The organism is Oceanospirillum multiglobuliferum (assembly GCF_900167095.1).
GTDB classification, from domain to species: domain Bacteria; phylum Pseudomonadota; class Gammaproteobacteria; order Pseudomonadales; family Halomonadaceae; genus Oceanospirillum; species Oceanospirillum multiglobuliferum.
Map to the genome: position 1 here is coordinate 1 of NZ_FUXG01000033.1, position 26,790 is coordinate 26,790.

The 26,790-nt window shown below is 43.6% G+C and carries 20 protein-coding genes; 12 read left to right on the forward strand and 8 right to left on the reverse strand.

Annotated features, from left to right (window positions below; all coding sequences use genetic code 11):
* The 3 genes from B5D26_RS15225 to nth all read left to right on the forward strand — a co-directional run.
* Nucleotides 1-307 (forward strand): IS30 family transposase (locus tag B5D26_RS15225; RefSeq protein WP_143833128.1); only part of this gene is annotated, 307 nt, incomplete at its 5' end.
* Between the two features lie 68 nt (nt 308-375).
* Nucleotides 376-906, forward strand: coding sequence for a hypothetical protein (locus B5D26_RS15230; protein ID WP_200810705.1), 531 nt, complete (start codon nt 376-378; stop codon nt 904-906).
* A gap of 252 nt (nt 907-1,158) precedes the next feature.
* On the forward strand, nt 1,159-1,794 hold the full coding sequence (gene nth / locus B5D26_RS15235; protein ID WP_078746575.1) for an endonuclease III: 636 nt from the start codon (nt 1,159-1,161) through the stop codon (nt 1,792-1,794).
* Nucleotides 1,795-1,840: 46 nt separating this feature from the next.
* On the opposite strand, the gene B5D26_RS15240 is transcribed toward nth, so the two are convergent.
* A complete protein-coding gene (locus tag B5D26_RS15240; RefSeq protein ID WP_078746576.1) occupies nt 1,841-3,037 on the reverse strand; it encodes an aminotransferase-like domain-containing protein in 1,197 nt (398 codons plus the stop codon).
* A gap of 153 nt (nt 3,038-3,190) precedes the next feature.
* Here B5D26_RS15240 and B5D26_RS15245 point away from each other — a divergent pair, with 153 nt between their 5' ends.
* The gene (locus B5D26_RS15245; protein WP_078746577.1) at nt 3,191-4,627 is read left to right on the forward strand and encodes an aminotransferase-like domain-containing protein; all 1,437 of its coding nucleotides are present in this window, start codon (nt 3,191-3,193) and stop codon (nt 4,625-4,627) included.
* Here the strand turns inward: B5D26_RS15245 and B5D26_RS15250 are convergent.
* A complete protein-coding gene (locus B5D26_RS15250) occupies nt 4,611-5,729 on the reverse strand; it encodes a CobW family GTP-binding protein (protein WP_078746578.1) in 1,119 nt (372 codons plus the stop codon). The genes B5D26_RS15245 and B5D26_RS15250 overlap by 17 nt on opposite strands.
* A gap of 140 nt (nt 5,730-5,869) precedes the next feature.
* Here B5D26_RS15250 and B5D26_RS15255 point away from each other — a divergent pair, with 140 nt between their 5' ends.
* A complete protein-coding gene (locus B5D26_RS15255; protein ID WP_078746579.1) occupies nt 5,870-6,106 on the forward strand; it encodes a hypothetical protein in 237 nt (78 codons plus the stop codon).
* A 62-nt stretch (nt 6,107-6,168) separates the two neighbouring features.
* Here the strand turns inward: B5D26_RS15255 and B5D26_RS15260 are convergent, their stop codons facing one another.
* Both B5D26_RS15260 and pxpB read right to left on the reverse strand, forming a co-directional pair.
* Entirely contained in the window at nt 6,169-7,119 is a 951-nt protein-coding gene (locus tag B5D26_RS15260; protein WP_078746580.1) for a 5-oxoprolinase subunit C family protein, read from the reverse strand.
* Between the two features lies 1 nt (nt 7,120).
* Nucleotides 7,121-7,819, reverse strand: coding sequence for a 5-oxoprolinase subunit PxpB (gene pxpB, locus B5D26_RS15265; RefSeq protein WP_078746581.1), 699 nt, complete (start codon nt 7,817-7,819; stop codon nt 7,121-7,123).
* A 197-nt stretch (nt 7,820-8,016) separates the two neighbouring features.
* Here pxpB and B5D26_RS15270 point away from each other — a divergent pair, with 197 nt between their 5' ends.
* Both B5D26_RS15270 and B5D26_RS15275 read left to right on the forward strand, forming a co-directional pair.
* On the forward strand, nt 8,017-9,087 hold the full coding sequence (locus B5D26_RS15270; protein WP_078746582.1) for an asparaginase: 1,071 nt from the start codon (nt 8,017-8,019) through the stop codon (nt 9,085-9,087).
* Between the two features lie 44 nt (nt 9,088-9,131).
* Nucleotides 9,132-10,373 carry a DUF3095 domain-containing protein gene (locus B5D26_RS15275; RefSeq protein ID WP_078746583.1) on the forward strand — a complete coding sequence of 414 codons (1,242 nt, stop codon included), beginning with the start codon at nt 9,132-9,134 and terminating at the stop codon, nt 10,371-10,373.
* Between the two features lie 4 nt (nt 10,374-10,377).
* Here B5D26_RS15275 and B5D26_RS15280 read toward each other — a convergent pair whose 3' ends face one another.
* From B5D26_RS15280 to B5D26_RS15290, 3 genes are all read right to left on the reverse strand, one after another.
* Nucleotides 10,378-11,304 carry a GGDEF domain-containing protein gene (locus tag B5D26_RS15280; protein WP_078746584.1) on the reverse strand — a complete coding sequence of 309 codons (927 nt, stop codon included), beginning with the start codon at nt 11,302-11,304 and terminating at the stop codon, nt 10,378-10,380.
* A 122-nt stretch (nt 11,305-11,426) separates the two neighbouring features.
* Nucleotides 11,427-12,131: a DnaA regulatory inactivator Hda gene (hda, locus tag B5D26_RS15285; protein ID WP_078746585.1), complete on the reverse strand. Its 705-nt coding sequence runs from the start codon at nt 12,129-12,131 to the stop codon at nt 11,427-11,429.
* 474 nt (nt 12,132-12,605) lie between these two features.
* The gene (locus B5D26_RS15290) at nt 12,606-14,516 is read right to left on the reverse strand and encodes a PhoX family protein (RefSeq protein WP_078746586.1); all 1,911 of its coding nucleotides are present in this window, start codon (nt 14,514-14,516) and stop codon (nt 12,606-12,608) included.
* A 229-nt stretch (nt 14,517-14,745) separates the two neighbouring features.
* On the opposite strand from B5D26_RS15290, the gene B5D26_RS15295 reads away from it, so the two are divergent.
* The 5 genes from B5D26_RS15295 to B5D26_RS15315 all read left to right on the forward strand — a co-directional run bounded on the left by B5D26_RS15295 (nt 14,746) and on the right by B5D26_RS15315 (nt 26,528).
* A complete protein-coding gene (locus B5D26_RS15295) occupies nt 14,746-18,675 on the forward strand; it encodes a PAS domain S-box protein (protein ID WP_078746587.1) in 3,930 nt (1,309 codons plus the stop codon).
* Nucleotides 18,676-18,888: 213 nt separating this feature from the next.
* Nucleotides 18,889-22,551 (forward strand): bifunctional diguanylate cyclase/phosphodiesterase, encoded by a 3,663-nt coding sequence (locus B5D26_RS15300; protein ID WP_078746588.1) that lies wholly within the window; start codon nt 18,889-18,891, stop codon nt 22,549-22,551.
* A 172-nt stretch (nt 22,552-22,723) separates the two neighbouring features.
* Nucleotides 22,724-23,923 carry a methyl-accepting chemotaxis protein gene (locus B5D26_RS15305; protein WP_078746589.1) on the forward strand — a complete coding sequence of 400 codons (1,200 nt, stop codon included), beginning with the start codon at nt 22,724-22,726 and terminating at the stop codon, nt 23,921-23,923.
* A gap of 30 nt (nt 23,924-23,953) precedes the next feature.
* Nucleotides 23,954-24,319 (forward strand): response regulator, encoded by a 366-nt coding sequence (locus B5D26_RS15310; protein WP_078746590.1) that lies wholly within the window; start codon nt 23,954-23,956, stop codon nt 24,317-24,319.
* 34 nt (nt 24,320-24,353) lie between these two features.
* Nucleotides 24,354-26,528: an Hpt domain-containing protein gene (locus B5D26_RS15315; RefSeq protein ID WP_078746591.1), complete on the forward strand. Its 2,175-nt coding sequence runs from the start codon at nt 24,354-24,356 to the stop codon at nt 26,526-26,528.
* Here the strand turns inward: B5D26_RS15315 and tnpA are convergent.
* Nucleotides 26,525-26,790 (reverse strand): IS200/IS605 family transposase (gene tnpA, locus B5D26_RS15320; protein ID WP_143833129.1); only part of this gene is annotated, 266 nt, incomplete at its 5' end. The genes B5D26_RS15315 and tnpA overlap by 4 nt on opposite strands.

Below are 26,790 nucleotides of genomic sequence, written 5' to 3' on the forward strand. Positions count from 1 at the left end.
TATGACCTATGACCAAGGCAAAGAGATGGCTAAGCATGCGGAAATCACGCAACGTACAGGTGTAGCGATCTATTTTTGTGATCCACACAGTCCGTGGCAGCGGGGAAGCAATGAGAATATCAATGGCCTAATCCGCCAATATTTACCTAAAGGAACGGATCTGTCAGTGCACAGTCAGGAGCAGTTGGATGCGATTGCTTATGAGTTGAATATCAGGCCTCGGCAGCGTTTTGAATACCGATGCCCCATTGAAGTAATTAGTGAAGTGATGGCGAAAGAATATAATACCACCACATTAGTTCAGTAGCGTGTTGCACTCAGAGTCTGCAACCGCCGAGAATAAATCTGACAAAATTCAAGCTGTCAGACATTGAGGTGCAAAATGCAATTTATGACGGGAAATTTATTCAAGCTGCAAAAGAATTATCTAATGATATAGAGCTTGAAGAGTTCGGGGTTTTTCACGACTCAGAATTTACAAGAATGGCAGATGTGCACTTTTTTCTTCAAGTTATGTCTACTTTAGAACGTGGAGGTTACTATCATAGAGATAGTGAGCTTGAAAAATGTATTGCAGAGTTTAACGAAGAATATCCAAACTATCATAAAGTTAAGTCAATTATTTTAAATTCGATTTCAATTGTTAAATCTTTAGATCTCAGTCTCGATTCAATTTGGTTTAGAAAGTCCAATTTTTTTACGCTAATTGTAGAAATCTGTATGGCTATTAATATCCCGGTAAGCTTTAAAGATAACTTAGAGTCATTTGAAAAAAATGTACTTTTAAGCAAAAATAATAAAGATAATGATTTTGGTGTTTATTATGGCTATATGTATGCTGGAACCAATAACCGAAAATCTAGAGTTACAAGATCTGAAATTTTCAGAAAAATAGTAATGGCATGACTTACTTCTAATTGGGTAGCCGGGGTGCTCTAATCCCCAGCTACCGCTTTGCTACACAAAAAGCTAAGCTTCATAGGTTTCTGCTAAAGGGATGGTATTCAGAAATCAAAAAGTAATACCTACCTGTAGTAGTTTATTTTACCTTATAGCGAAACCCACACAGACTTTATTAAGGTTGGCGAATAGGTAAAGGACTGGAATAATGCGGTTCTATCCCCTTGATGTTATTAGACAAAAGCTAAGCGGAAGATTATGAACGCGGAAAAGCGCCAACAGATTTTTGCTCGTTTGCAGGCTGAAAACCCCCATCCCACCACTGAGTTGAACTACAGCACGCCTTTTGAGCTGCTGATTGCGGTGATCTTATCCGCCCAAGCCACTGATGTTGGAGTGAATAAAGCCACCGACAAGCTTTATCCTGTTGCCAATACCCCGCAGGCCATTTATGACCTTGGCGTAGAAGGGTTGAAAAGTTATATCAAAACCATTGGCTTGTTTAATAGCAAAGCGGAAAACGTGATTAAAACCTGCCGCATCTTATTGGATCAGCATAATGGTGAAGTGCCGGATAATCGCATTGCGCTTGAGGCGCTGCCCGGTGTGGGGCGTAAAACTGCGAATGTGGTGCTGAATACGGCTTTTGGTCATCCTACGATTGCGGTGGATACGCATATCTTTAGGGTCAGTAACCGAACGGGTTTAGCGAAGGGCAAAAATGTGGATGAGGTTGAGCAAAAGTTGTTACGCCACGTGCCTAAACTCTACAAGCAAGACGCCCATCACTGGCTGATTTTACACGGGCGCTATATTTGCATCGCCAGAAAGCCGCGTTGTGGGGCTTGTGTGATTGAAGATCTGTGTGACTTTAAGGATAAGCAGGAGATTTAACCCGCCAATAAACCAAAGCCCCTGAGTAGGGGCTTTGGTCAGTTGATTAGGCTTGTAGCTGCGCCAATACTTTCGCAAGGCGCTTAATGCCCTCTTCCATATCCGCAGGCTTCATCTGACTGAAGCTTAAACGCAGTGTATGATCCGCTGATTTTTCTACCGCAAATGCAGTACCTGGTAGTACCACCACGCCAGACTCGATGCCTTTTACCAGCACTTGGCGAGTGTCTTGATCCAGTTCTAACCAGAAGAACATGCCGCCTGAAGGCAAGCGCCAGCGAACGGTTGCTGGCAGGTGCGTTTTTAGCAGGGTTTGCATGTAATCACGTTTTTCTTTGTAGTGTGCCTGTAGTTTGGCCACGTGATCGGCTAATAACCCTTGCTGTAGATATTCTGCGATAATCGCTTGGCCTAAGCGGTTGCTGTGTAGGTCTGCCGCTTGCTTAGAGCGCATCAGCCAAGGGAACAGGGCAGGGTGCGCGACCATAAAGCCTGTGCGTAAGCCTGGCCATAGCATTTTAGAGAATGATCCCAAGTAAACCCAAGTCGCTGTTTTTAGGTAATGGCAGATTGGGCGAGTGAATACGCCGTCAAAGTTCAATACGCGGTAAGGGTCATCTTCCACTAGCGTTACTTGATAACGGTCGATCAGCTCGGCCACTGCAATACGCTCAGCTTCGGTGTAGCAGTACCCTGTTGGGTTCTGGAAGGTTGGAATCAGATAGATCATGCGCGCTTGGCTGTTTTTCAGCTGTTGCTCAAGACTTTCAAGATCAACGCCATTCTCGCCTAGATTGATTGGCAATAGTTTAGCGCCTAGGCCTTTCAATAGCTGTAGCATGGCAAGATAGGTTGGATCTTCAACGATCACTTCACTACCTTCATCAACCAATAGGCGAGAGACAAGGTCTAAACCCTGCTGCGAGCCAGAGGTGATCATGACGTATTCAGCAGAGCATTCAAATCCTTCACTGGCCAACCACTTCACAAGGTTTTGCTTCAGAATGCCTTCGCCATCAGAGGTGCCGTATTGCATGACGTTAGCGTAACTGTCAGAAACAGGCAGAGTGGGCATGACTGAAGCATCAGGTAAGCCACCAGCAAAAGAGATCATGCCCGGTTGCTGACTGACCGATAAAATTTCGCGCACCGGAGAGCTAGGTAAACGTGTGGCATAACGAGATAGTTTTGGAGTGATAGTCTGAGCTTCAGTTGAAGCTTCAGGAGTATTCGCTTGGTTCATCAGTATTCCTTGCAACTCGGGGGCAAACGATCAAAACAGGCCAAACGTTTTGATTGGCAGTTTTCTATTCTTCATTATTAAAATGAGATAGGCAAACAGAACAGTGACAGATATGCTAAATAACCCCATACAGATGTAAAATTGAGCATACAGATGACAAATAAAGCCGAAAAATCGAACAATAGCCATAATCTGTATTATCAAATTAGCCAGCAGATAAAGTGTGATTTAATAGAAAAAGCTTATCAAGCGAACCAACGTTTACCTAGCTTACGCCAGATTAGCCACGACTATCAGATCAGCCTAAGTACGGCGCAGTATGCTTATCAGCAGTTAATTGATGAAGGCATGGTGCAGGTGAAGCCAAGGGCAGGCTACTTTTTGCGCCCTCAAGATCACCATCATGATCTACAACCGCAAATTCCAGCGCCTTTGCCGGGTGCGGAGCGGGTTAACGTCAGTGAGCTGGTGGTGAATATGCTCTCGTTGGCTCGTAAACAGTCAGTAATCAATCTAGGTACAGCCGTACCAGAACCGGCATTATTACCGCTGACAGAGTTAGGCAGAGTGCAACGACAGATCAGCCGTAAAAGTCATTGGGCGTATGGGGGTTATAGCCCATCAGGGGGCGAACCAGTGTTACAGCGAGCACTGGCTGATTATTTGAAACAAAAGTCGGTTTACTGCCAACCAGAACAGTTGCTTATCACCAATGGTTGTACTGAAGCCTTGCGCTTGGCGCTGATTCAAACCACCAAAGCGGGTGATATTGTAGCGGTAGAATCCCCCACCTATTTTTCAATTTTGCAGTTATTAGAAACCTTAGGGTTAAAGGCGTTGGAGATTCCGACTTCGCCGCAAACTGGTATTGATCTGAAGTATCTGGCCAATATGATGTCGGCTATTCGAATCAACGCCTGTGTCGTCAATCCAGTGGGACAAAATCCGCTAGGATTTATCATGCAAGATGAGCATAAGAAAGCATTAATTGAGCTTTGTCATACTCACGGTACACCGCTGATTGAGGATGTGATCAATATTGATTTGGTGTATCAGAATAACGGAATTAAACCCCTGCGGGCTTTGGACCCTTATGGGATTGTGAGCCAATGTGGTTCCTTTTCTAAAACCTTGTCGCCTGCGTTGAGAGTGGGTTGGCTACTCAGTGCCGGACAAAATGAGCCGCCAGCGTTAACCAAGTTTCTCACCAATGTCAGTGTGAGTACCCCTTGCCAACTGAGTGTGGCGCAGATGCTGAGCAATGGTCAGTATCAGCGGGCTGCGAAGAAAAATGCCGCCATTCATGCACATCGTGTCCAACAAGTACGTGAATGGATTTTGCAGCGTTTTCCCCAAGGGACTAGGGTTTCAATTCCTGAGGCTGGCTTTGTTTTATGGATTGAGTTGCCAACGCCTTACAGTGCAATGCCGTTGCATCGAAAAGCGCTGGAAAAAGGCGTGATGTTTCTGCCGGGTAATGTGTTTTCGCCAACCAGTGATCTTTATAACCGCTATCTGCGCATCAACTGTTGTGCTTGTCCACCGGAGCAAGTGGACGAGGGGATTCGGCGTATCAGTCAGTGCTTTTGACTAAACAGCCTAGCAGGCTCGCTTGTAGGGATGAGGGTTCTAGAGCTGTTTCGCTAATCAGTTCGAAACGGGAGTCTCGACGATAGGCGATGGGATATAGGCTGCTTTCTTGCCCTACTCGGTTATAAAAAAGCCATTGATTCTCCACTCTGAATACCGCCTTAATGCGTAACAGGCTGGGTTCTTGAGCGGCCAATTGATCAAGCCATACGAGTACTTTTTGTTGATCAAATTGGTCTTCGCTATGGCATAACCAGCCCAAAGTATAAACGCCAGCTCCAGAACCTGCGCGGTAAATTGGCTGTCCTTTGCTGACTTGCGACTGTAGCCTTGCGTCAAAGTTTTGACCTTGCTCTACATTGGTCGGCTTGAGTGAAAGCGTATTAGACTTGTTTGACAACAATCCATTGGCAAGGGGCGCACTGAAGCTGTAAGCCGCGCTTGATTTGGCATGGTGTCCTGCATCCGCTGCGCTGCCAACTGCACGATAATCCCCTTGTCGGCCATAGGCCAGTAATTCGATAGGGATAATACCTTGTTGAGCTTGGCAGACTAACTGTTTCGGCGGAAACATAGAGCGTGCAGCTTTTTGAAAGCGGGTAGTTTGTGCTTCGCTGGCAAGATCGGTCTTATTGATGACTAATATGTCCGCTAGGCTAAGCTGGTCTTGAAAAATCTCATGCTCGCGGGTACGGGCATCGTCTAACGCCCTTGGGTCAACCAAACAGATTAATGCACGAACATCTAGTGCTTTTGCAAACTGTGGGCTGGTGAGTGTGTCTAAAATTCCTGCGGGATGACCAATGCCTGTTGGCTCAATAATAATGCGATCAGGTTTATAGCGGCGAATCAATTTAACTAAGCTAGCAGACAGCACAACACCTAAGCTACAGCAGATGCAGCCTCCAGCTAAAGCCTGTACTTGAATGCCATCCTGATCCTCATAGCCTGCTTGATCTATGCCTATTTGGCCAAATTCGTTCACCAATATAACCCAATTTTCTTGCTCTGGTTTTTGAGTTAACAGGTGACGAATAGCCGTGGTTTTTCCAACCCCTAGAAAGCCTGTGATGATGTGAGTAGGGATGGCTTGTATCGGCATAGCTGGCCTCTAGCTTTCAATAATGCATTGTAAATGTTATTCAATAACAACTGGTGGTGAGTGTAGAGTATTTCTACCTATTGCAAAACAATTATCCTAAACTCTAGTTCTTATTGCTCAAATGATTAGGGATATAAGAGATGAATCGCGGCCGTAACCCATTTTTGAAACTACCAGTTTGCAAAGAATCCAGTGTTCATGACACCTTAATCAATGTCGATTACATCACGGATATTCATATTCACGACGAGATTTCCTGCACTATTTTTTTACATAACGGTAGTGAGTTTCTGGTAGAGCTGTCTTTTAAAGAGATGCAGCTACTGCTCAACAACGCCTACGGGCATGAGTTAACAGCAGTCACTTATCACGATTAATCTTAAGCGTTTGAGCAAAACTATTTTCCAACTAGGCAATATGAATATTTAGCATCTGCCATTTAGCGGAAATAGCGATAAAAGCGCATCAGCTGTTGCTGTGCATCATGTAGATTGATAACTTCAAAGTTAACCTCTGTTTTAGGATGACGTTGTGCCAGCTGGCCAGTATCAGGTGGGTAGACACTACCCAATTTAGGGTATCCACCAATAGTCTGTCGATCTCGCATCAGTACGATAGGCTGGCCATCTGGCGGAATCTGAACCGCCCCTAAACTAATACCTTCTGAGACTATACCTTCTGTAAGCGGTTTTATTGGCGCACCTTTCAGACGCACACCCATCCGGTCACTGTCAGGTGATATAACATAATGCTCAGAGAAAAAGCGCTCTAGCTCTTGAGCTGGAAAGAGATGTTGCTGATAGCCTAATACGACTCGTAAGGTGAGTGGAGCATTGTAATCGGGTATATAGCTGTTACTGACTCGCTTTCCTATTAGTTTTTGTAGCTTGCTGTCGCGCCTATGATCTGATTCTACACAAGGCAGTTGATCGCCGAAGCCTAAGGCTTTACCTAAACCGTCTAGCCCACCTATGGTTTCTCGCTGTACGGTAGATACACTGCCAAAGCTGGGTGCTACTTGAAAACCACCTTTAACGGCTAGGTAAGCACGTGTTCCGTTTTTAGGATAGCCAAACTCGATTCGATCGCCTGATCTAAGCGCAATAATTTCCCATGTAGGCATGGGCTGATCATTAACCCTTAAGCCCAAGTCTGCACCTGTAACCGCAACTAAACAATCCACTTGTGACTGTAGTTTTAAACCACCAAAACTAATTTCAATGACAGGGGCATCCCAGCGATTTTGCAGGAGGTGATTCGCCCATTGAAAAGCGTGTTCATCAAGCGCCCCACCCGTTGTAAGGCCAACATGTTGAAAGCCTGAGCGGCCACCATCTTGTATTTGTGCCATCAGCCCAGGGTGAATCACCGTAAAACCTTGATGCAGCATGCTATACAGCCTCCTGTTTTAACTGCCCGCCCTGATCTAAAAACTGTTCTTTGCTAATTGAGTAAAAACGGACGCGATCTCCCATTTTTACGGGGCAAAGGCTAGGTAGGCTACGGTCAAACATCGCAGTTGTTGTACGCCCAATTAAATGCCAGCCGCCCGGTGAGGTGAGTGGATAAACTGCTGTTTGCCGATTTGCAATAGCAACGGAGCCAGCTGGCACAGAAAGGCGAGGTGTTGAGTGTCGAGCTTGTGCCAATGCTTCTGGCAGGTCACCTAAATAAGCAAATCCGGGAGCAAAGCCAATTGCAGCAACCCGGTACTCTTGCCCGCAGTGTAAGGCTATCACTTCTTCTACCGATAGATTTTTAGCTTTAGCCAAAGGCAAAAGGTCTATACCTGTTTCTGTCGAGTAATAAACAGGTATTTCTAATAGCTTGCCACTGTTTGCAGGCAGAGAGTCTAGTTCTAAATTCTGCAATATCTGCTCTAGCTGTAGGCGTAACTGAGCAGCATCAATTTTTAATAGGTCATAACAGACTAGAAGAGAGGTGTAGGCCGGTATCAAATCTGTTACAGCAGGTAGCTGTTGTTTAATTTTTTCAGCAGCATTGGCAATTAAAGCACTTACTTTAACGCTAGGGGTATGGGCAAAATAGATGATCAATGTATTCACTGAGGCAGTTTCTATGGGATACATCTAAATGTCCTCAAAGTGGAGGTGCTGAGATCAGCTGACCAGTCGGTTTTTAAGTATTGTTGGCTCATGTTTTATTATTTTGTCGAATTTTCTTTTATACTAAGGGCTAATGCATTCTTAAAACTCTAATAACGCATTGATTCTTAATATAATCCCGTAAGCCTCTGGTCTTATCAACTTTTTAACGGAATATCGCCATGCCTGAGTCAATTAAGCCATCTAATTTAGCGACTGTTGCGATTATCTATGCAGGAGGCACTATCGGCATGATGCCTACCGACAAAGGCTTAGCGCCCGCAGGCAATATGGCTGAGCGCTTAGAAGTTGCATTGGCAGCGCTACCAGATGAACGGCAAAGTGTGCTTCCTCAATATAATCTCATCACACTGACGCCATTAATTGACAGCTCTAATGCCCAGCCGGAGAACTGGTATCAATTGGCACAACTGCTTTGGCAGCTGCATGACCAATACCAAGGCTTTGTGTTGCTTCATGGCACAGACACGTTGGCTTATACCGCATCAGCTTTGAGCTTTTTAACCCAAGGGTTTTTAAAGCCCATAGTGGTAACAGGCTCTCAATATCCACTGGAGGCCGATGGATCAGATGCGCTAAACAATGTTGAAGGTGCCTTATTGTCAGCTCAACAACAAGTACTGCAAGAGGTGGTCGTTGCTTTCGGCGGTAAGCTACTAAGAGGTAATCGCTGTACGAAAGTAAGCACTTATTCTCATCAGGCATTTTCTAGTCCAAATGCTGAGGCATTAGGTTATTGGCAAGAGGGGGGGCTGGTTGTTAACAAGTCCCAACTGCTAAATACAGACCAAAAAGGCACAGGCTATTTAACAACGTTAAGATTAAATCACTTGGCATATAAAGAGTGTCAAATTGCCGTTGTAAAACTCCACCCTGGCTTACCTATCATGCAACTGAGTGCGCTGTTCTCGGCACCTATTCAAGCTGTCGTTTTAGAGACATTTGGCAGTGGTAATGCTCCTGATCAAAATAAACAGTTGATGCAATATCTCTCCGATGCCAATCAAGCAGGCTTGGTTATAGTCAATCTTAGTCAGTGTGCCGAAGGTTCTGTCAGTATGAGCTATGCCACAGGCTCTGCGTTAGCGGACTGCGGGATAATCAGTGCTTATGATATGACCTGTGAGGCCGCAATCACCAAACTACATTGGTTGCTACAGGTTTGTTCAACCAGTAATGAAATAAAAAAAGCTTTTGCAGACATCTATTGTGGTGAATTCCACGTATCATAACCCTATACATTAGGATCACATGCGACCTAATTAAAGGAGTAGAGATGTCCCAGACTATTATTGAAAACTACAAGCTTGCTCATGGGGCTTCGACGGCCAGTGATAGCAGAAACTTCTACCGTGATTTAATCACCGTAGATAGCTTTGATAAGCTACTAGCGTTAAATGCTTATCAACCTATACCTGATGATTGGTATGTGCTTGTGGCGGATGTCATTAACTCTACATCTGCTATTGCCAATAATCGTTATCAAGATGTAAATACTTTAGGTGCTAGCGTTATTATTGCAGTACTTAATGCCTGTAACCGCCTTGAAATTCCTTATATTTTTGGTGGTGATGGCGCATCTCTTTGCGTACCTCCTGATTGTTTGGAACCTGCATTGGCAGCGTTAAAAGGCACAGCAGCAATCTCTGAAAGCGCTTACAACCTAAAGCTACGTACAGGCTTTGTGCCTGTGGCTGTATTGAGCGCACAGGGGATACCCTTGTTAGTGAGCAAGCTGAGGTTGAGTGATACGGCTGTACAAGCTTCGTTTACAGGTGGTGGGCTACAAATTGCCGAGTATTGGCTGAAGCAAGAAACCGAGCGTTATAGTATTCCAGATTATATTCCTGCGGAGGCAGATTTTTCAGGTTTGCAATGTCGATGGGACCGTATTCCAAGTCCAAAGAGTGAAACCGTAGCCATATTGATTGAGGCTCGCTGTGAGACATTGGAGCAGCAAAGCCAAATGTATCAAAATGTGCTATTAAAAATTGCAGAGATTTATGGCACTCAACAAGAACATCATCCACTGCAAGCCGATAAAATGCGTATGACACTCTCTCAAGACAAGTTACGCGCTGAGCAGAGGTTGTTTAGTACAGGAAAAAGTGTCTTTTACAAGCTGTATTATTTTATCAAGATGCGTGTTATCGCGATGGTGGGCAGCTTTATGATGCAGCACAATGTCAATATTAGCGGCTTTAACTGGGGGCAGTATAAAATGGATATGATTGCCAATTCAGACCATCGTAAGTTCGATGATATGTTACGAATGGTGTTAGCAGGCACTCCCGAACAAAGAGAACAGCTTGAAGCTTATTTCGAGAGTGAGCATAAAGCAGGACGTTTGTACTACGGGGTTAGTGTCTCGGAAGCGGCACTACTCACCTGCTTGATATTTCAAACAGGTACAGAGCACTTTCACTTTGTAGATGGTGCCGATGGTGGTTATGCGTTAGCGGCTACTCAGCTGAAGCGGCAAAAATATGAGCAGTCTTTGCAGAAAAACTCTGTTTGAGTGCTTATATTGCAGCCTCTGTATCTAGGCTTGGCGTTAGCAATACCAATGTATCAGCCTGTTCGCTACATTTTTTTCGATGCTCTTTGCCAAGCCCTGCGAGCAGCACTTCAGGCTCAACTTTAGCTGTACCAAAGTAAATACCTAGGCGTGCTTCAACTTTGAGCTCAGGTGTTTCAGCATAACTTAAGCGACCAATTGCCCGCATTAAATGTGATACCAAGGTTTGTACAGATGACTTTGTTGCAGCGGGTAATACCAAGCACAGTTTCTTACCCGAAAAGCGCGCAGCATACTCAGGTGTATCCACTACCCTTTTAACCACTTGCCCAATATGTCTAAGTACTCGATCTCCAATTGGTTGACCATATTGGCTGTTAATTTCTGGAATATTCACCAAATCCAATATCATCAGTCCAAAAGCTTTATTGTTATCCGATGCTTCATTTATAACAGCCTGAAGATGAGGTAAGAAAAAACTACGCTGCATTAATCCCGTTACAGAATCCAGCATTGAGTCCATCTGCGTGCTGGCTAATAAATTGTGTATGGAGTCGGTCTCAGCTAGTCGCTCTGTGACATCTGCACCGGAAATGAGCACTAGCCGCTTGCTATCGGTTTGCACGTATTGCATTTGTAAACTGTAGTCGCGTAACCCAGCAAGCTTAGAAATTAAAACAGTATTAATTTGCATGCTCTGATTGGGGAGGGTCGCCATATTTTCCAATAAGGCAGCAAGCTCTGGTGTTAAAAATTCGGGTAGTAGCTGGTGGGGAGGGAATTGGCATATTTCACCCTCGTCATAACCTAGTGATTTCTCTGCGGCAGCATTGCTGTAGATAAAGCTTAAGCTTTGAGGATCTAGCAGAAGCATCAGCTCTTTAGATTGGGCAATAATACTCCCAATAATATGGTCTGAAATCTGAGTCATGACGTTCTCCTTGTTTTGATCAAGTTTGCTAAAACAGCTCAACTCTAATCAAAAGTTTGTATTCTGCTTATGTTGTTATTGTTGGTTAAGCTCTGTCGCTGAAACAGTTGTTATACCCATAATTACCAGCGTAACGTTTCTCTCACAAAAGGGATTGTCAGCTTACGTTGTGCCATTAACGATGCATGATCAAGAGCTGCGAGTAGATCAAAAAGCTCTCTTAGAGTTCTAGGCCCTCTGTGTAAGATATAACGAGCAACTTCATCAGTTAAGTCTAGTCCACGCTCGCGAGTTCTTAACTGTAGCGCAGCAATTTTTTGTTCATCACTGAGCTTTTGTAATGGAAAAGTTACACCCCATGCCATACGAGAGGCTAAGTCAGGGAGCTTTATTCCTAAATTCATAGGTGGAGTATCAGCTGATATCAATAAACAGCGTCCAGCATCTCTCATTTTGTTGAAAAAATGAAATAAAGCAGTTTCCCAGCGAGTCCGTCCAGCAACGAGGTGGAGATCATCAATACAAACTAGATCAAGCTCGTCTAAACCCTCTAACAGTTCCGGTGACATTAGAGCAAGCTCTGTTAAGGGGAGGTAAACAGATCTGAGTTGATAATCATCGGCTAGGTGGCAAACAGCTTGCAATAGGTGACTTTTACCAGAATCTTCTTTTCCATAGATATACTGAAAAACTTCACCCTCTCCTCTAACTTGAGCCAACAGAGCTTCTACCAAGTGATTATTATCCCCAGGGTAAAAGTTGGCAAAGGTCGCGTCATCTTTAAGACCGATGCTTAGAGAAAGTTGAGATAATTGGAAATCAGCCATATTTCAATGACTTACCTTAAATAGCATAAAATATTACGTATAAATTAGCCGCTTTAGCCAAGAATTGAAACCCCTGTCTGGCGATAGTCTAGTGAATAAGAGACGTTTTGCTAAAAGAGGACGGGGTATGTCTCAGAAAAGCCTGATGCATTTTCAAAACCAGCCTAATGATTTAGCTATACGATAGACCAATATTGATGCGCTCATGAACCATATGATTTTTAAGCCAATATAGCTATTTTTTGTTTGTTCAGACTGCATTTTGTCATCCTTGAACAGAAGTAAAGCTAGCTCATCTAAGCCAATTTTTATTATGTACTTAAAATTAATTGTAAAGGATATTACCTAATTAAAAACCTAGGGCAAACCCTTGGCATTGTGGTGTTAATGTTATTATTTGTTAGCGAGCAATAGGACCTGTTATCTGCCCTATTGCTCCACATGTACCTTTCAAGCCACTAAGGGCGGCACAGTTTAGCTTCCGATAATGCCACCATCTTCTTTTTGTATGGCAATAACAGAGGAGCGAGGAGTGTGGTTACCACCTTGAGGGAAGTGTGATGGCTCAAGCTCTTCACCGGGGTGTTGAATGCCGATAAACAGCGTTTTGTAGTCTGGTGAGAATGCCAAGCCTGTAATTTCACAAGCAATAGGGCCTGTTAAAAAGCGTCGAATTTCACCGCTTGTAGGATCTGCGCACAACATTTGGTTGTTGCCCATACCTGAGAAGTCACCTTTATTGGAGTATTTGCCATCCGTTTGTATCCATAAACGACCATCTGCGTCAAAGCCTAGGCCATCTGGGCTGTTGAACATATTCTCTGAGTTAATATTTGCAGATCCCGCATAAGCTGTACCAGCATGAACCTCAGGGTTGCCAGCCATTACAAATAGATCCCAACTAAATCCAGTTTGAGTGTGGTCTTGCTGATCTGGCTGCCAGCGTACGATTTGTCCGTAGTTGTTTTTGGCTCTTGGATTTGGCCCTCCAACAGGCTGCCTATCTTTGCCACGATTTTTATTATTGGTCAGTGTGCAAAACACTTGTTTACCTGAAGGGTGAACAGCAACCCACTCAGGTCGATCCATTGTTGTAGCGCCTAAGATGGTGGCTGCTTTACGCGCAAAAATCATCACTTCTGCTTGGCTATTAAAACCATTTTCTGGTGTTAACCCATTCTTGCCAAAGCTCAACTCTAACCATTCACCTCGACCAGATACTTTACCTATTTCACTGCTGAATCGTGCAACGTAAAGCGTACCTTCTTCTAATAGATCAAGGTTGGCTGCTGTATTGCCAGGTGTATAACGTTGCTTTGATACAAACTTATATAGGTGTTCTCCGCGCTCATCGTCACCTAAATAGACAACCACATGGCCATCATTATTGATAGTTAGTGCTGCATTTTCGTGTTTAAAGCGACCTAAGGCCGTACGTTTTTTCGGCATTGCATTTGGGTTCATAGGATCAATTTCTACAACCCAACCAAAACGATGCGGCTCTTGAGGATTTTTAGCTAAATCAAAGCGTTCATCAAATGCGTGCCACTGATAGCCTGCATCTTTTGTTTTTATGCCGTAGCGCTTTGTTTCTGGGCTTAGGTTTAGCGTTTCAGATGAGCCAAAGTAACCATTGAAATTTTCTTCGCAGGTTAAGTAGGTGCCCCAAGGTGTTTGCCCGTTGGCGCAGTTGTTAAAAGTGCCCAGTGCTCTTTTTCCTTGAGGGTCGGCACTGGTTTGCATCAATGGGTGGCCTGCTGCAGGCCCTGTTAATTCCATTGGCGTATTAGCGTGGATGCGGCGGTTGTATTTAGAATCTTTAACTAAGTACCAGCGATTATCTTTACGCTGAACTTCAATAATAGAAACACCATGAGCAGCTTGTGCTTTGCGCACATCGGAGGCTGTCATCTCTTTGCCTTGATGTGGAAATAAATACTCGTAATTGGTGTATTCGTTGTTGATGGCCATAATGGCGTGATCTTCAGATATGGGGAAAAAACTCATCCCATCATTATTGTCGCCAAACTGTAATGCTTGAGCTTCAGCAGAGCCCATTCCGCCATCTTTGAAAGGTTCTACATTTGAAAATAGTGGCTCGCCCCAAGATACCAATAGATCCCAGCGATACCCTTCAGGTACAACAATGGTGTCTAAGCTAGAGGCAGGTACAGCTTTAAAGCCTATCAAGCTTTTTTGGGTGTTGGGAGTAGATGCGCTAGCAGCGTTTAAACTGGAGCATCCCATTGTCATTGCACTTAAACCAGCAATAGCAGCGCCACCTATGAACTGTCGACGATTTAGCCCATTCGAAACAATCCGCTCAAAATCGGTAGTCTCTGGTGCAGGGTTATTAAGCTGGTCTTGCGCTTCGAATCGACTCATAAAATATCCTAACTAAGATAGGTAAAGAAAAGCTTCAACGGGCAGGCTAAGATAGTTCTGTATCAGAATAGTGTCTGTTTTATGTCATTTTTATTAAGCTTTTTCCGCAAGATGAAAGAAGTTTTAATCTAGACATATTTGCGCGTCGGGTTGAGAGAGAGTCTATATAGTTAGAGGTGCTAGACTTAAATCGGAGTAGATTAACAGTGAGTTTAACAACGGGTGCTTTTTGGAAACTATAAATAAATACTTAAAACAAAACCACTTGTACTCTTTAGTTTTGGCAAGCCTGCTTGTTATAGGGCTTGCTACAGCCAGCTTTTGGCAGCTACGTGAGAACTATTTAGAGCAAACAGAAGATTTGTTGCAAGCCAAAGCGGGGACTGTTTATCAACATTATACCGCTTGGAACAATCTGCAAAGAGCAGCTGTGTACAATTGGTCTAGTCAGCCCGAGCTTATTCGTATGAATGAAGCGTTGCTGGCGCCATCTTCAAGCACATCTGCAAAGCTCACTGATTTTGCATTGAATGATTATTTGCGGCCTTTAACCTCTCAGTCGGAGTTTTTACATTACTATTTATTAGGGCCTGATCAAAAGGTGCTAAGTAGCAGTAATCAGGATCCTAAGGATTTTCTTGCGGTGTTACCTACTTTGGAGCGTTATCTCAAACAGGGCTGGCTTGGATTTTCAGTGGTGTCTACCCCCTTGGTTAATGCCAGTGATAGCCCAGTACTTTATTCGTTAGCGCCAGTGAGAAATGTAACAGGTCAAGCCATCTCTTTATTGATACTAGAAATAGACCCGAACAGCAGCTTTTATAGTTTATTTGATAAAAGTGCATTTGGTGAAACAGGGGAGGCTTATTTGTTTGATATGTCGGGTTATATTATATCTGCTAGCCGAGTACTGGGCAGTGGGCACTTACATTATCCGCTAAAGATTGAGGCGGAGCGTCAAGATGATACTAGGCTGAAATCAACAATTTCTTTTAAACAAGTTGATCTTTCAGGTTACCAAGTAAGAGAGCCTTATCTTAGCTACCAAAATCAGCCTGTTGTGGGAGGGTGGGTTTGGGATAAAAATCTTGGTGTAGGCGTTGCTGTTGAGCAGTCTGCTGAAGAGTCGAATAGGCTGCTTGATTACTTCCAAAAGGTTTTTATCTTATTTTCTGGCGCTGTTGTTATTTCAATTACCGCTTTTTTTGGTGTGCTTATCAATAATAATATTGGTAGGGCGAAAAAAGAGCAGGCCATGCGTCAAACTTTAAGCCAGCAGCTTGAACAGTTACATCGTGAGAAAACTCATGAAATTGAATCACGAGAGGCACGCTACAGATCTATCATTGACACAGCTTGGGATGCAATTTTTGCTATTGATAATGACGATATCATTCGTTCATTAAATCCAGCTGTGGGGCGTATCTTTGGTGGTAGCGCTAGTAATTATTTAGGGCTGCCATTAGGGCAAATAATTGAAAACTTTACTACAGATAACTGCCCTGATGAAGGGCGATTGGTGCTAAGTCGAGGCATGTCTTTCGAGTCTTTGGCACGACGTAGTGATGGCTCTCTTTTCCCCGTTACTGTTTCTATCAGCTCGCTTAGCCACCATGAAGCCTTTGCCCATACTGTTATTGTTAAAGATATCAGTAAGCAAAAAGAAGCCGAAAATGCCATAAAAACCATTCAAGAACGCTTAGAGCTTAGTCAGTCGTTTGCATCTATTGGTACTTGGGAGTGGCATGTGGCTCAAGATCAGGTGATATGCACCTCAATGGCTTTAAAGTTAATGGGTGTTGCCAAAGGCTCTTTGACTTTGTCTATGTCTGCATTTACCGCACATATTCCAGCCGAGGAGTTAGAGGTTTTTTATGTCGACATACAAAAAAGTATTAGAGAGAACAGGTCGTTTTACTATGAATGCCGAGTGACCTCTCCTCTTGTTGATGATAATCATCATGTTGCCTCCGCTGATAGCTATGAGTGGGTTCTTATTCAAGGTACGCCAATTCAACAGGAACAAAAGGTGGCTACCGTCATCGGTCATATTCAGCGTATCAGCGCCCGAAAAAAGAGCGAAAGTGAATTAAATGATGCGCGCAATATGCTGAAAATGGTGTTAGATACGATTCCATCAGGCGTGTACTGGAAAGACAGCTCGTTCAAATATGCAGGTATTAATAGCCGTTTTGCTAAAGATATTGGTTTGCCAGTAGATGAAATTCTAGGGCGTTATGATCAGGATATTTATAAAGATACGAAGCAATCGAAGTTAATCGCTAATATTGATCGCTCAGTAATGCTCAGTGGAAGGTCGAGGCTGAATGAAAGTCTGAGCTATCAAATGAATAACGGCAAGGTACGCCAGATAGAAATTAGCCGACTCCCTATTATTGATGAAAAACAATGCGCTATTGGTGTGCTGGGCGTTTATTCAGACATTACGGAAAGAGTGGAGGCGCAGAGAAGTTTACATCAGCATCACCGCCTTTTAGCTTCGATCTACACCACTCAGTTACGCTATTTCTCACAGGCGAACAAAACGGAGGTGTTCTCAACATTGTTGCAAGAGCTGCTGTCGCTGACAGAAAGTGAATACGGTTTTATTGGCAAGGTTTGTTATACCCCTGAAAATCAGGTTTATCTTAAAACTTTTGCTATGACGGATATTTCTTGGAATGAAGAAACGAGGCGTTTATATCAAAGTAAAGCAAAGGAAGGCCTAGAGTTTCATAATTTAGAAACATTATTCGGCCATACCTTGAAGACAGCTGAGCTTGTGTTGAGCAATGATCCTGCTAACGACCCGCGTTCAGGAGGTATTCCTGCTGGCCACCCTGCGCTCAATAGCTATCTCGGTATACCTATTATGGTTCGAGATCAAATGTTGGGTATGGTCGGTATTGCAAATCGTGCACAAGGTTATAACCAAGAATTGGTCGACTTTCTACGGCCTATGCTAACAACATGTGCCAATTTGATTACCGCAATGAATAATGCTGATGCAATAGCGGAAACTCAAGTGCAGTTATTACAAGCTAAAACAAGTGCAGAAAACGCCAGTCGCGCCAAAACAGAGTTCTTATCGCGCATGAGCCATGAATTACGTACACCAATGAATGCAATTCTGGGCTTTACTAATTTATTGAAAGAGTTTCACCCTGAAGAAGATGAGCCTAAGGCTTTCTTAGAGGAGATTGACAAAGCTGGAAATCATCTCATGGTGTTGATCAATGAAGTGCTTGATTTAGAACGTATTGAGTCTGGGCGTATTGAGTTAACGGTAGCCCCAGTTAATATTGCTGGCCTTGTCGAAAGCTGTATCGCAACAGTAGAACCTATGGCCGAACAGTTAGACGTACAATTGATATTGGAACCTTCTTTGCTTTCAAATTATAGCGTTAGAGGGGATGCGGTACGTGTGAAGCAAATTCTACTGAATTTGCTTTCAAATGCCATCAAGTACAATAAGCCCAAAGGTACTGTGCGTGTTGAACTGGCGCTTAGATTGAATCAGTTTTTAGAAGTAGCCGTTAGTGATACAGGTCATGGCATCGCTGAAGAAGAACAAGCTCATCTGTTTGAGTCATTTAACCGTTTACATGCTGAAGGTAGCGATATAGAGGGTACGGGCATGGGCTTGGTTATCAGTCGGCGTCTTGCTGAAATGATGCAAGGCTCTTTGAGTTATCGTAGTGCTTTAGGTGAAGGTAGCTGTTTTTGGGTGCAGCTGCCCCTTTGTAATGGTGGCGATAATAGTCTTGAGATAGCCCCTACGACTTTGGATCTGAAGGAGATTGTCCAAGAGGGGCAGAATATTTTGTATGGCACAGCCGCTGCTGATATTGAGCTATGTTGCCCCAAACTTGGGCGAAGCTTAGCGATGCATAAAGATAGGGTTGAACATGCTGATAGCGCTATGCAGTTTTTAGAGTATGCTTTGCAGCATGATTATAGTTTGATGATTTTCGATGAAGCGATGAATGATATTGCACTTGGAGATATCATTGCTTATTTGGATGAGGCTGGGCGCTTGTTAAGCTCTCGTTTGTTGGTCGTGTTGCATTCAGGATTGTTGCTCAACCAGTTGCCTGAAGGCGTTATCGTACACCTTGCGGGTGAGGAATTAGACGACTACATTGAGGGGCTACTCTAAATCTAGGTGCGATACTTGTTGCCAACCTTTAGTCAGCTCTTAAATTAAAAGGAATTTTTTGATTATCCGGCCCAAGTGTTAGCAGTGCAAAATTACGGCTAACTCAGAGGTTAGTATTGACAGTTGTAAGGTATAGTTGTCGAGTAAAGATTACTTCACAATGTATTTTTGCTAACATTAAGCTAATTTATTGTACTTTAAGGTTTTTTTTGAGTGAATAGTCGCGCTTACTTTGTCAATTGGCTGATGATGTTTTTAGCAATGGCAGCGGTGGTTTTTGCCACGGTCTATTTTGAAAACACCTTAAAAGATCAGCGTAATCAAGAGCGTGCGCTTGAGATTCAGTCTCGCCTATCAGAAGTGTCTGCCCGTATTGAAAGCACGGTTCTGTCTAGTATTGTCAGCGCTAAAGGCCTATCAACCTACCTTTCAATCAACCAAAATCTGCCACCCGCTGAGTTTGAGCAAATTGCCAGCATCTTTCTTCATAATAGTAGCCTGATTAGTAACTTGGGTGTAAGTAATGAAAACTACGTTATGACCAGAGTTTATCCGCTGGAGGGTAACGAGACGGTTTTAGGCTTGAATTTGGCTCAGCATGCGGAGCAGTTTCAAGCGGCTCAAGATGCGATGCAATCAGGTTTAGTACAGCTTTCTGGGCCTCACGTTTTAGTTCAAGGCAGATCAGCGTTTATTGTTCGTATTCCAATTGTAAACGCGCAAACCAAGCAAGTTGTAGGTTTACTCTCTTTTCCGATATTGCTCCACAGTCTTTACCAATCTACAGGGGTTTTGGCCTTAGCTGAAGAGTTCAATATTGCCATTAGAACTATTGATAAAGGTGAATCTAGGGCTGTTTTTTTTGGTAGCCCTGATCTATTTTCTCGTCAGCATCTTACACATCTTATTAATCTTCCAGGGCTAAACTGGCAGCTTGCTGCGTCGACTCATGAGTTGTTCTCGGAACCTTTAACAGGGCAGGCATGGATTCGTGTTTTAGCAGTGACTTTATTAATCGTAATTGGGACTATTCAATGGCTTCGTCTGCGCGAGCTAAAGTCTGTTGTGTTAATTGAAGAACAGCAGCGTATGCTGGATCAAGCACAGAGGGTTGGACAAATTGGTAATTGGTCTTGGCATATCCCCTCTAATACGGTGTTTTGGTCTGATGAGGCTCTTCGATTATTTGGTTTACCGTTAACAAGTTCAATGCTAAGGGATAAAGGCTATCTAAAATTTGTTCATAACGATGATCTGGTGCAAGTTCAACTGTCGCAGCAAGAAGCCTTAAAGGCTGGTGGGCGCTATCAAATTGACTTTAGAATTTTGCGGTTAGATGGTGAACTTAGGTGGCTGCATAGCGAAGGGTACGTTGAGCTTAATCACGAGAAAAAGCCTATACAGGTGTTTGGTATTTTTCAGGATGTGACCCATGGTAAACGTATTGAGCGACAGCTAAAGCAGCGAGAGTCACAGCTAAGAGCAGTAACCGATGCGGCTCAAAGCCTGATTATGATTACTCGTACTCAAGATGGGTTGGTGCGCTTCTGTAACCCCTCCTGTCAGCGATTATTGGGCATTTCTCCTGACGCTTTAGTCGGCCGCTCAATTCGAGATTTTTATCCTGACCCACATGATCGTGAACTCTTATTGAAGCAAGTTGAGATTGATCAAACATTAAATAACTACAAGTTAATGTTAAGGCGTGCCGACAATCAGAAAGTGGTTACATTTCTAGCGGGTCTACAGAAAATCCACTATGACGGAGAGGCATGCTTTGTTGTTGATCTGGTAGATATTAGCGCTATGTTAGATGCACAAGCGGCATTGACAGATAGTGAGGAGCGTTTTCGTTTATTTGCAGAGCATGCTCCAGGTGTTTTTTGGCTGGCTAAACCAGACTGGTCTGGTGTTGATTTTCTGAGTCGTGGTTTTGATCAAATCACGCATATGAGCAGTCGAGATGTGTTAGAAGGGCGTTTAAGCTTCTTTCAAATGATTCATCCTGAAGATAGGCAGTTTGTGGGTGACCAGTTATCAAATCAGGGCGAGTCCTTAAAGCAAATTGAGTTTAGAGTATTAAGGCCAGATGGCAGTATCCGCTGGATTAGAAACATGAGTTTTGCAACTTTTGATGCAGCTGGTCATGTGAAAAACATAGCGGGCATTGGCGAAGATATTACGGAAAGTAATTTGAGTACCCAAAGATTAAAGTTAGCCGCATCTGTGTTCGAAAATACAGCAGAGGCGATTGTTGTAAGTGATGCTAATAATCAGATTGTTTCAGTGAATGAGGCCTTTACGCGTATAACAGGTTATCGTCAAACAGAGGTAAAGGGGCTTAACCCTAAAATGCTAAGTTCTGGCAAACAAGACCCAGAGTTTTATCAGGATATGTGGGAATCACTGCGCGACAAAGGTCGTTGGCAGGGTGAAGTGTGGAATAAACGTAAGAATGGTGAGCTGTATGCTGAGTGGCTATCAATCACTGTATTGAAAAATGCTAGAGGTGATGTTGAAAACTATGTTGCTGTATTTTCTGATGTCACTGATCGTAAAGAGCAAGAAGAACTTATTCGTTATCAAGCAAATTATGATGCACTTACCGCGCTACCTAATAGGGTTTTGTTTAACGATCGTCTAAATCAAGCAATTGCAAACTCGAAACGGAATAGTACCCGTGGGGTAGTCATGTTTATTGATCTTGACCACTTTAAAGAGGTGAACGATACCTTGGGTCATGAAGCGGGCGATCAATTGCTGATATCAGTAGCCGAGAGGCTTAAAAGAGCGACCCGAGAATCTGATACCGTAGCGCGTATGGGGGGGGATGAGTTTACATTAATGTTGCCGCAGTTCACCTCAGTGGCTGACGCTGGAAAGGTGGCGGAAAATATCATTGAAGAGCTATCCAGAGTCTTTGTATTGGGTGATAACAGGGCGCATATTTCGGCCAGTATAGGCATTACGATTTTCCCTGATGATGCCCAAGAGTTGAAGCGCATATTGCAAAATGCTGACCAAGCGATGTATGCAGCTAAGTCTGCTGGCCGCAGAACCTATCGCTTTTTTACACCAGCAATGCAAACAGAGGCGGAAGAAAGGCAGTTACTACAAAATGATCTTAGGCATGCTATTAGCAATAAAGAGTTTGAGTTGCACTATCAGCCTATTGTGAATCAGCAAGGTATACCGGTAAAAGTTGAAGCTTTGATACGATGGGTACATCCTGAGCGCGGCATGATTTCACCGGATAAATTTATCCCCCTTGCAGAAGAGACAGGCTTAATTATTCCACTTGGCCTATGGGTGTTTGAGACAGCGGTAAAGCAAGCGTCTTTATGGCAAAAGAGTATGCCCGGTATTTGTGTTGCGGTGAATCTATCATCAAAGCAAATTAGTGCTGAAGATGCGCACACCGAACATTTTATAGATATTGTTCAGCAGTATAACTTGCCATCTGAGTTGATTACGTTGGAGGTAACAGAGTCTTTATTTATGGATCCGACTGGGGAGCCTGTTAAGAAGCTAGAGCAGCTCAGAGACCAAGGCTTTAAAATTGCCATTGATGATTTTGGTACAGGCTACTCATCGCTAAGCTATTTAAAGCAGCTGCCGTTAAGTATCATTAAGATAGATAAATCGTTCGTCTTTGATCTTGATAGTTCTAAAAATGACAGTGTTTTAGTTGATGCCATTCTCTCAATTGCAAGTAGCATGAAGCTAGAGGTGGTGGCTGAGGGTGTCGAAACACAGGAGCAATCCGCCTATTTAGTACGAGGTGGAGCGCAAATGCAACAGGGTTGGTTATTCAGTCGGCCAATGCCTGCTAGTATGGTGGAAGACTGGCTGAAGCCTAGGTGGGGCAGCAAGTAACGGGTGTCTATGTGTATAAAATGCTAATGTATTCAATAATATGAAACATGACTAAATAGAACAACCTGTGTTACCTTTGTCTCGTTTCAGGGTGCCAGTAGAAATTGACAATTATAAGTGGCTATATCCTTTTTAGTGCTATAGTCAGTGTGAAAGGTTACAGGAGTATCGGATGAGTCAGGTTGGGCGTAAAAATATTAGGAATCAGCGCCGTGAGAGAGTGTTGCTGGGCTTATTTCTAGCGATTTCTGTTTGGTTTACAGGTCTCTATTTTGATTTAAACTCTAACTTAGTATTTTTTGTCGCTATAGCTTTATCTGTTTTGCCCACAGTTTTATTAGCCTCGCTTCCAACAGATTTTGTTGATAATGCTAATGTAGCTCCTGATTTAGCCAAAGATACAGCAAACACTTTCAATGAGTTCTCTTTGAGCTTGTCCACCGAGTTCAAAGAATCTCGTGCAGAAATAGATCAGGTTAAAGGTTTGCTTGATCAGGCCATTCATCAGCTTATTGAAAATTTCACCGAAGTACATGCTAAAACCCAAGAGCAGCAATCGCTTACCAATCAAATCACACAGCAACTGGCTGGCGGAGAAAACGTCGATTCGATTTTTGCCAATTTTATTTCAGATACCACAGAGACATTTGAAGTTTTCATGGATAATGCGGTGCAGGCCAGTAAGTTTGCGATGGGCTTGGTTGATATTATGGATGAAATGGCGGGCAAAATTGGTGGCATTGTAAAATTGCTAGATGAAATTGATGAAATTGCAGATCAAACTAATCTTCTAGCGCTTAATGCTGCTATCGAAGCTGCGCGCGCAGGCGATGCGGGTAGGGGCTTTGCTGTTGTTGCCGATGAAGTTCGTTCGTTATCTAAGAAAACCACGCACTTCAGTGACCAGATTCGTGGCTTAATGACAGCCTTACATGGCTCGTTTTCTAATGCAGACAACTCTATTCAAAAGATATCCTCTGTAGATATGGGTTTTGCCAGCTCTTCTAAAAAGCGCATTGAGCAAGTAATGGAGCAGCTTGAGCAGATCAACCATAACTCTGCTCAAGCTTTAGAACAGCAACGCTACTTAGCAGCAGAGGTTGAAGAGAATATCAATCGTGCAACTACTGGATTGCAGTTTCAAGATATGACCTCTCAGCTACTAGAACATACCAGAACACGTCTTGATATGATTCACGACATGATGGAAGAGTTGGCTCATTTAACGAAGGCTGATTCAGCTAAGACATCTGATGAAATTCTCAGTCATATTCGCGAGCGTTTGCACGAGACGAGAGAAAAAATTAACAGTATGAAGCATTCTCCCGTTTCTCATAATGATATGGGCTCCGGTGATATTGAACTATTTTAGCGACTCAATAATAGGTGTTTGGAGGAACTTATGGCCAAAAAAATTCTGACGGTCGACGATGCAGCATCTATTCGTCAGATGGTGGCATTCACACTCAAAGGCGCAGGCTACGAGGTGGTTGAAGCCGTTGACGGACAAGATGGATTGAACAAGGCAAAGTCTGGCAAGTTTGACTTGGTTTTGACAGATCAGAATATGCCAAAAATGGATGGTTTAACATTGATTCAGTCCTTAAGGGTACTACCTCAATACCGTAGTACACCTATATTGATGTTAACTACAGAGTCCAGTGATGATATGAAGGCAAAAGGACGTGCGGCAAAGGCAACAGGCTGGCTTGTTAAGCCTTTTGACCCTGCCAAACTGTTAGAAGTTGTGAAAAAGGTGATCGGGTAATTCTACCGCACTGGATAACCTAGATGGGTGAGTCATGTCATTTGATTTAAGCCAATTTAACCAGCTCTTCTTCGAGGAGACTGCCGAGCATCTGGCCACAATGGAAAGCCTGATGCTTAATATTGATGTGCAGTCACCTGATATGGATGATATGAATGCCGTATTTAGAGCTGCACACTCTATTAAAGGCAATAGCGGCACTTTTGGCTTTCATGATATGGCCGATGTTACCCATGAGCTAGAGACGTTATTAGATTTAGTGCGAAAAGGTGAGACTAGCCTAACGGACGAGATGGTTGATGTTACGCTAAAAGCTGGGGATGTGCTTTCAGGGTTGCTCAACGCTCATCAAGAGGGCTTGGAACCAGATTTAACACCTTCTAAAGCTGTAATTGATGATTTGCATAATTTACTTGCAAAAGCTAAGGGTGAAGAGGTCGTTGCTGGAGGTAAAACTACTGAACGGGCTATGTCAGCGCCTTCTGCGCCAATATCTGAACCCGTGTCCAAGCAGCAACCCTCAGTCTCTATTGTTACACACTCCTTTGTGATCGGTTTTCCAGATATTGGCGAAGATACCAATATTCTTTTTGAGTCATTACAAGAACTAGGCGAGCTAACTGTTATTGACTCGGTTGAAGCAGGCGGTGAGCGCTGGCTGTTTTCTTTACGGACAGACTCATCAGAAAGCGATATCAAAGAACTCATTTCATTTATTGTGCCGCCCGATCAATTTACCTTTGATGAAGAGCTATCTGCTGAAGATGGTAGTTTTGGCTTTTTTGAGGATGTTGGTGCCGCAATTGAGAAAGAAGTGGATGAGCTAGGGTATGGCTTTTTTGATGATTTAGACAGCTCTGACGATGCACTAGATAGTACAGTAGTAGAACAAGATGCTGGCTACGGTTTCTTCGATGAAGACGATGGTGCAACAGCGGAGAAAAGTGAAGCTAACACGCCTAACGATGCAGATAGCAAATCTACTCAAGCGGAAGTAGACCCAGGCTATGGTTTCTTTGACGATCTTCCCGAGCCTTCGGATTCTACTGACGTAGTAGATCAAAAAGAAGCCAAAGCTACCCCTCAGCCTAATACCAATAAGCAAACAGAGTTTGATGGTTACGGTTTTTTTGAACCAGTAGCCGATAAAAGCGTTGCTGAGAAGCAAGAAAAGCCAGCAGTAAAAGCTAAAGCTCAAAGTCAGCAGGCTCTAAGTAAGTCGGCTACGACACCAGCAGCCAAGAATAACAGTGGAGCAGACAGCTCTATTCGTGTCAGTGTGGAGAAGGTTGATCAATTGATCAACCAAGTAGGGGAGCTTGTTATTACGCAAGCGATGCTAGCGCAGATAGCAACAGAGGTTGACCCTATTATTCATGAGCGAATGGTCAATGGCATGGCTCAACTTGAGCGAAACACTCGAGACCTGCAAGAAGCCGTAATGTCTATCCGTATGATGCCGATAAGCTTTGTCTTCAGCCGTTTCCCAAGGGTTGTACGTGACCTTGCAAGTAAGTTGAACAAAAAGGTTAAGCTTGAGTTGGTGGGAGAAAATACAGAGTTAGATCGCAGCATGATTGAAAAGCTTGCAGATCCTCTAACTCACCTTATTCGCAATAGCTTAGATCACGGTATAGAGTCGCCTGATACTCGAGCTGCTCAAGGCAAGGACGAAACAGGAACGATTTTACTCAGAGCTTCACATCAAGGGGGTAATATTGTTGTTGAGGTACAAGACGATGGCGGCGGGTTAAATAGAGAACGTATTCTGTCTAAAGCTATGGAAAAAGGCTTACCTGTATCAGAGTCAATGCCAGATTCTGAAATTTGGCAGCTGATATTTGCTCCTGGTTTTTCAACTGCGGCCGCTGTAACTGATGTTTCTGGTCGCGGTGTTGGCATGGATGTTGTTAAGAGAAACATTATATCGTTAGGTGGCCGCCTAGAAATTGAGTCTATAGAAGGCATAGGTACACGAATTAGTATTCGTTTACCGTTGACTCTCGCGATTTTGGACGGCCTCTCTGTAGCACTAGGTGATGAAATTTATATTATCCCGCTGACCAGTATTATCGGGTCTATGCAGCCGGAGATCAGTGATATTAAATCGGTAAGCGGTGAAGGTGCCGTTATCAAGATTAGCAAAACTCCGCGTAAACCCTCGCCCAATCGGGCGGGGATACAAGCGGGAACCGCGCAGCGGTTCTAATCAGGTGTCGCCTGACTTTGCACATACTCTTTCAGTGTTTTGATCGTTGCCCCGCCTGCACTGCAGGCAAAGTAAGAACGTGACCAGAGCGCTGCACTTTTGCTTTGCCGGGGGATATGGGTATTGAGTATGCGTATCCGGCGTGATGAAACCGATTTCAGGTTGTTCACCATGACGCTGATCGCCAGCTTCGGCGGATAAGCTATCAGCAGGTGAACATGATCTGATTCACCGTCCATTTCCAGTAGGTCACACTCCAGCT

Coding starts and splice junctions, on each gene's coding strand:
- nth (WP_078746575.1), top strand. CDS start 1,159: ATGAACGCGGAAAAGCGCCAACAGATTTTTGCTCGTTTGCAGGCTGAA.
- B5D26_RS15240 (WP_078746576.1), bottom strand. CDS start 3,037: ATGAACCAAGCGAATACTCCTGAAGCTTCAACTGAAGCTCAGACTATC.
- B5D26_RS15245 (WP_078746577.1), top strand. CDS start 3,191: ATGACAAATAAAGCCGAAAAATCGAACAATAGCCATAATCTGTATTAT.
- B5D26_RS15250 (WP_078746578.1), bottom strand. CDS start 5,729: ATGCCGATACAAGCCATCCCTACTCACATCATCACAGGCTTTCTAGGG.
- B5D26_RS15255 (WP_078746579.1), top strand. CDS start 5,870: ATGAATCGCGGCCGTAACCCATTTTTGAAACTACCAGTTTGCAAAGAA.
- B5D26_RS15260 (WP_078746580.1), bottom strand. CDS start 7,119: ATGCTGCATCAAGGTTTTACGGTGATTCACCCTGGGCTGATGGCACAA.
- pxpB (WP_078746581.1), bottom strand. CDS start 7,819: ATGTATCCCATAGAAACTGCCTCAGTGAATACATTGATCATCTATTTT.
- B5D26_RS15270 (WP_078746582.1), top strand. CDS start 8,017: ATGCCTGAGTCAATTAAGCCATCTAATTTAGCGACTGTTGCGATTATC.
- B5D26_RS15275 (WP_078746583.1), top strand. CDS start 9,132: ATGTCCCAGACTATTATTGAAAACTACAAGCTTGCTCATGGGGCTTCG.
- B5D26_RS15280 (WP_078746584.1), bottom strand. CDS start 11,304: ATGACTCAGATTTCAGACCATATTATTGGGAGTATTATTGCCCAATCT.
- hda (WP_078746585.1), bottom strand. CDS start 12,131: ATGGCTGATTTCCAATTATCTCAACTTTCTCTAAGCATCGGTCTTAAA.
- B5D26_RS15290 (WP_078746586.1), bottom strand. CDS start 14,516: ATGAGTCGATTCGAAGCGCAAGACCAGCTTAATAACCCTGCACCAGAG.
- B5D26_RS15305 (WP_078746589.1), top strand. CDS start 22,724: ATGAGTCAGGTTGGGCGTAAAAATATTAGGAATCAGCGCCGTGAGAGA.
- B5D26_RS15310 (WP_078746590.1), top strand. CDS start 23,954: ATGGCCAAAAAAATTCTGACGGTCGACGATGCAGCATCTATTCGTCAG.
- B5D26_RS15315 (WP_078746591.1), top strand. CDS start 24,354: ATGTCATTTGATTTAAGCCAATTTAACCAGCTCTTCTTCGAGGAGACT.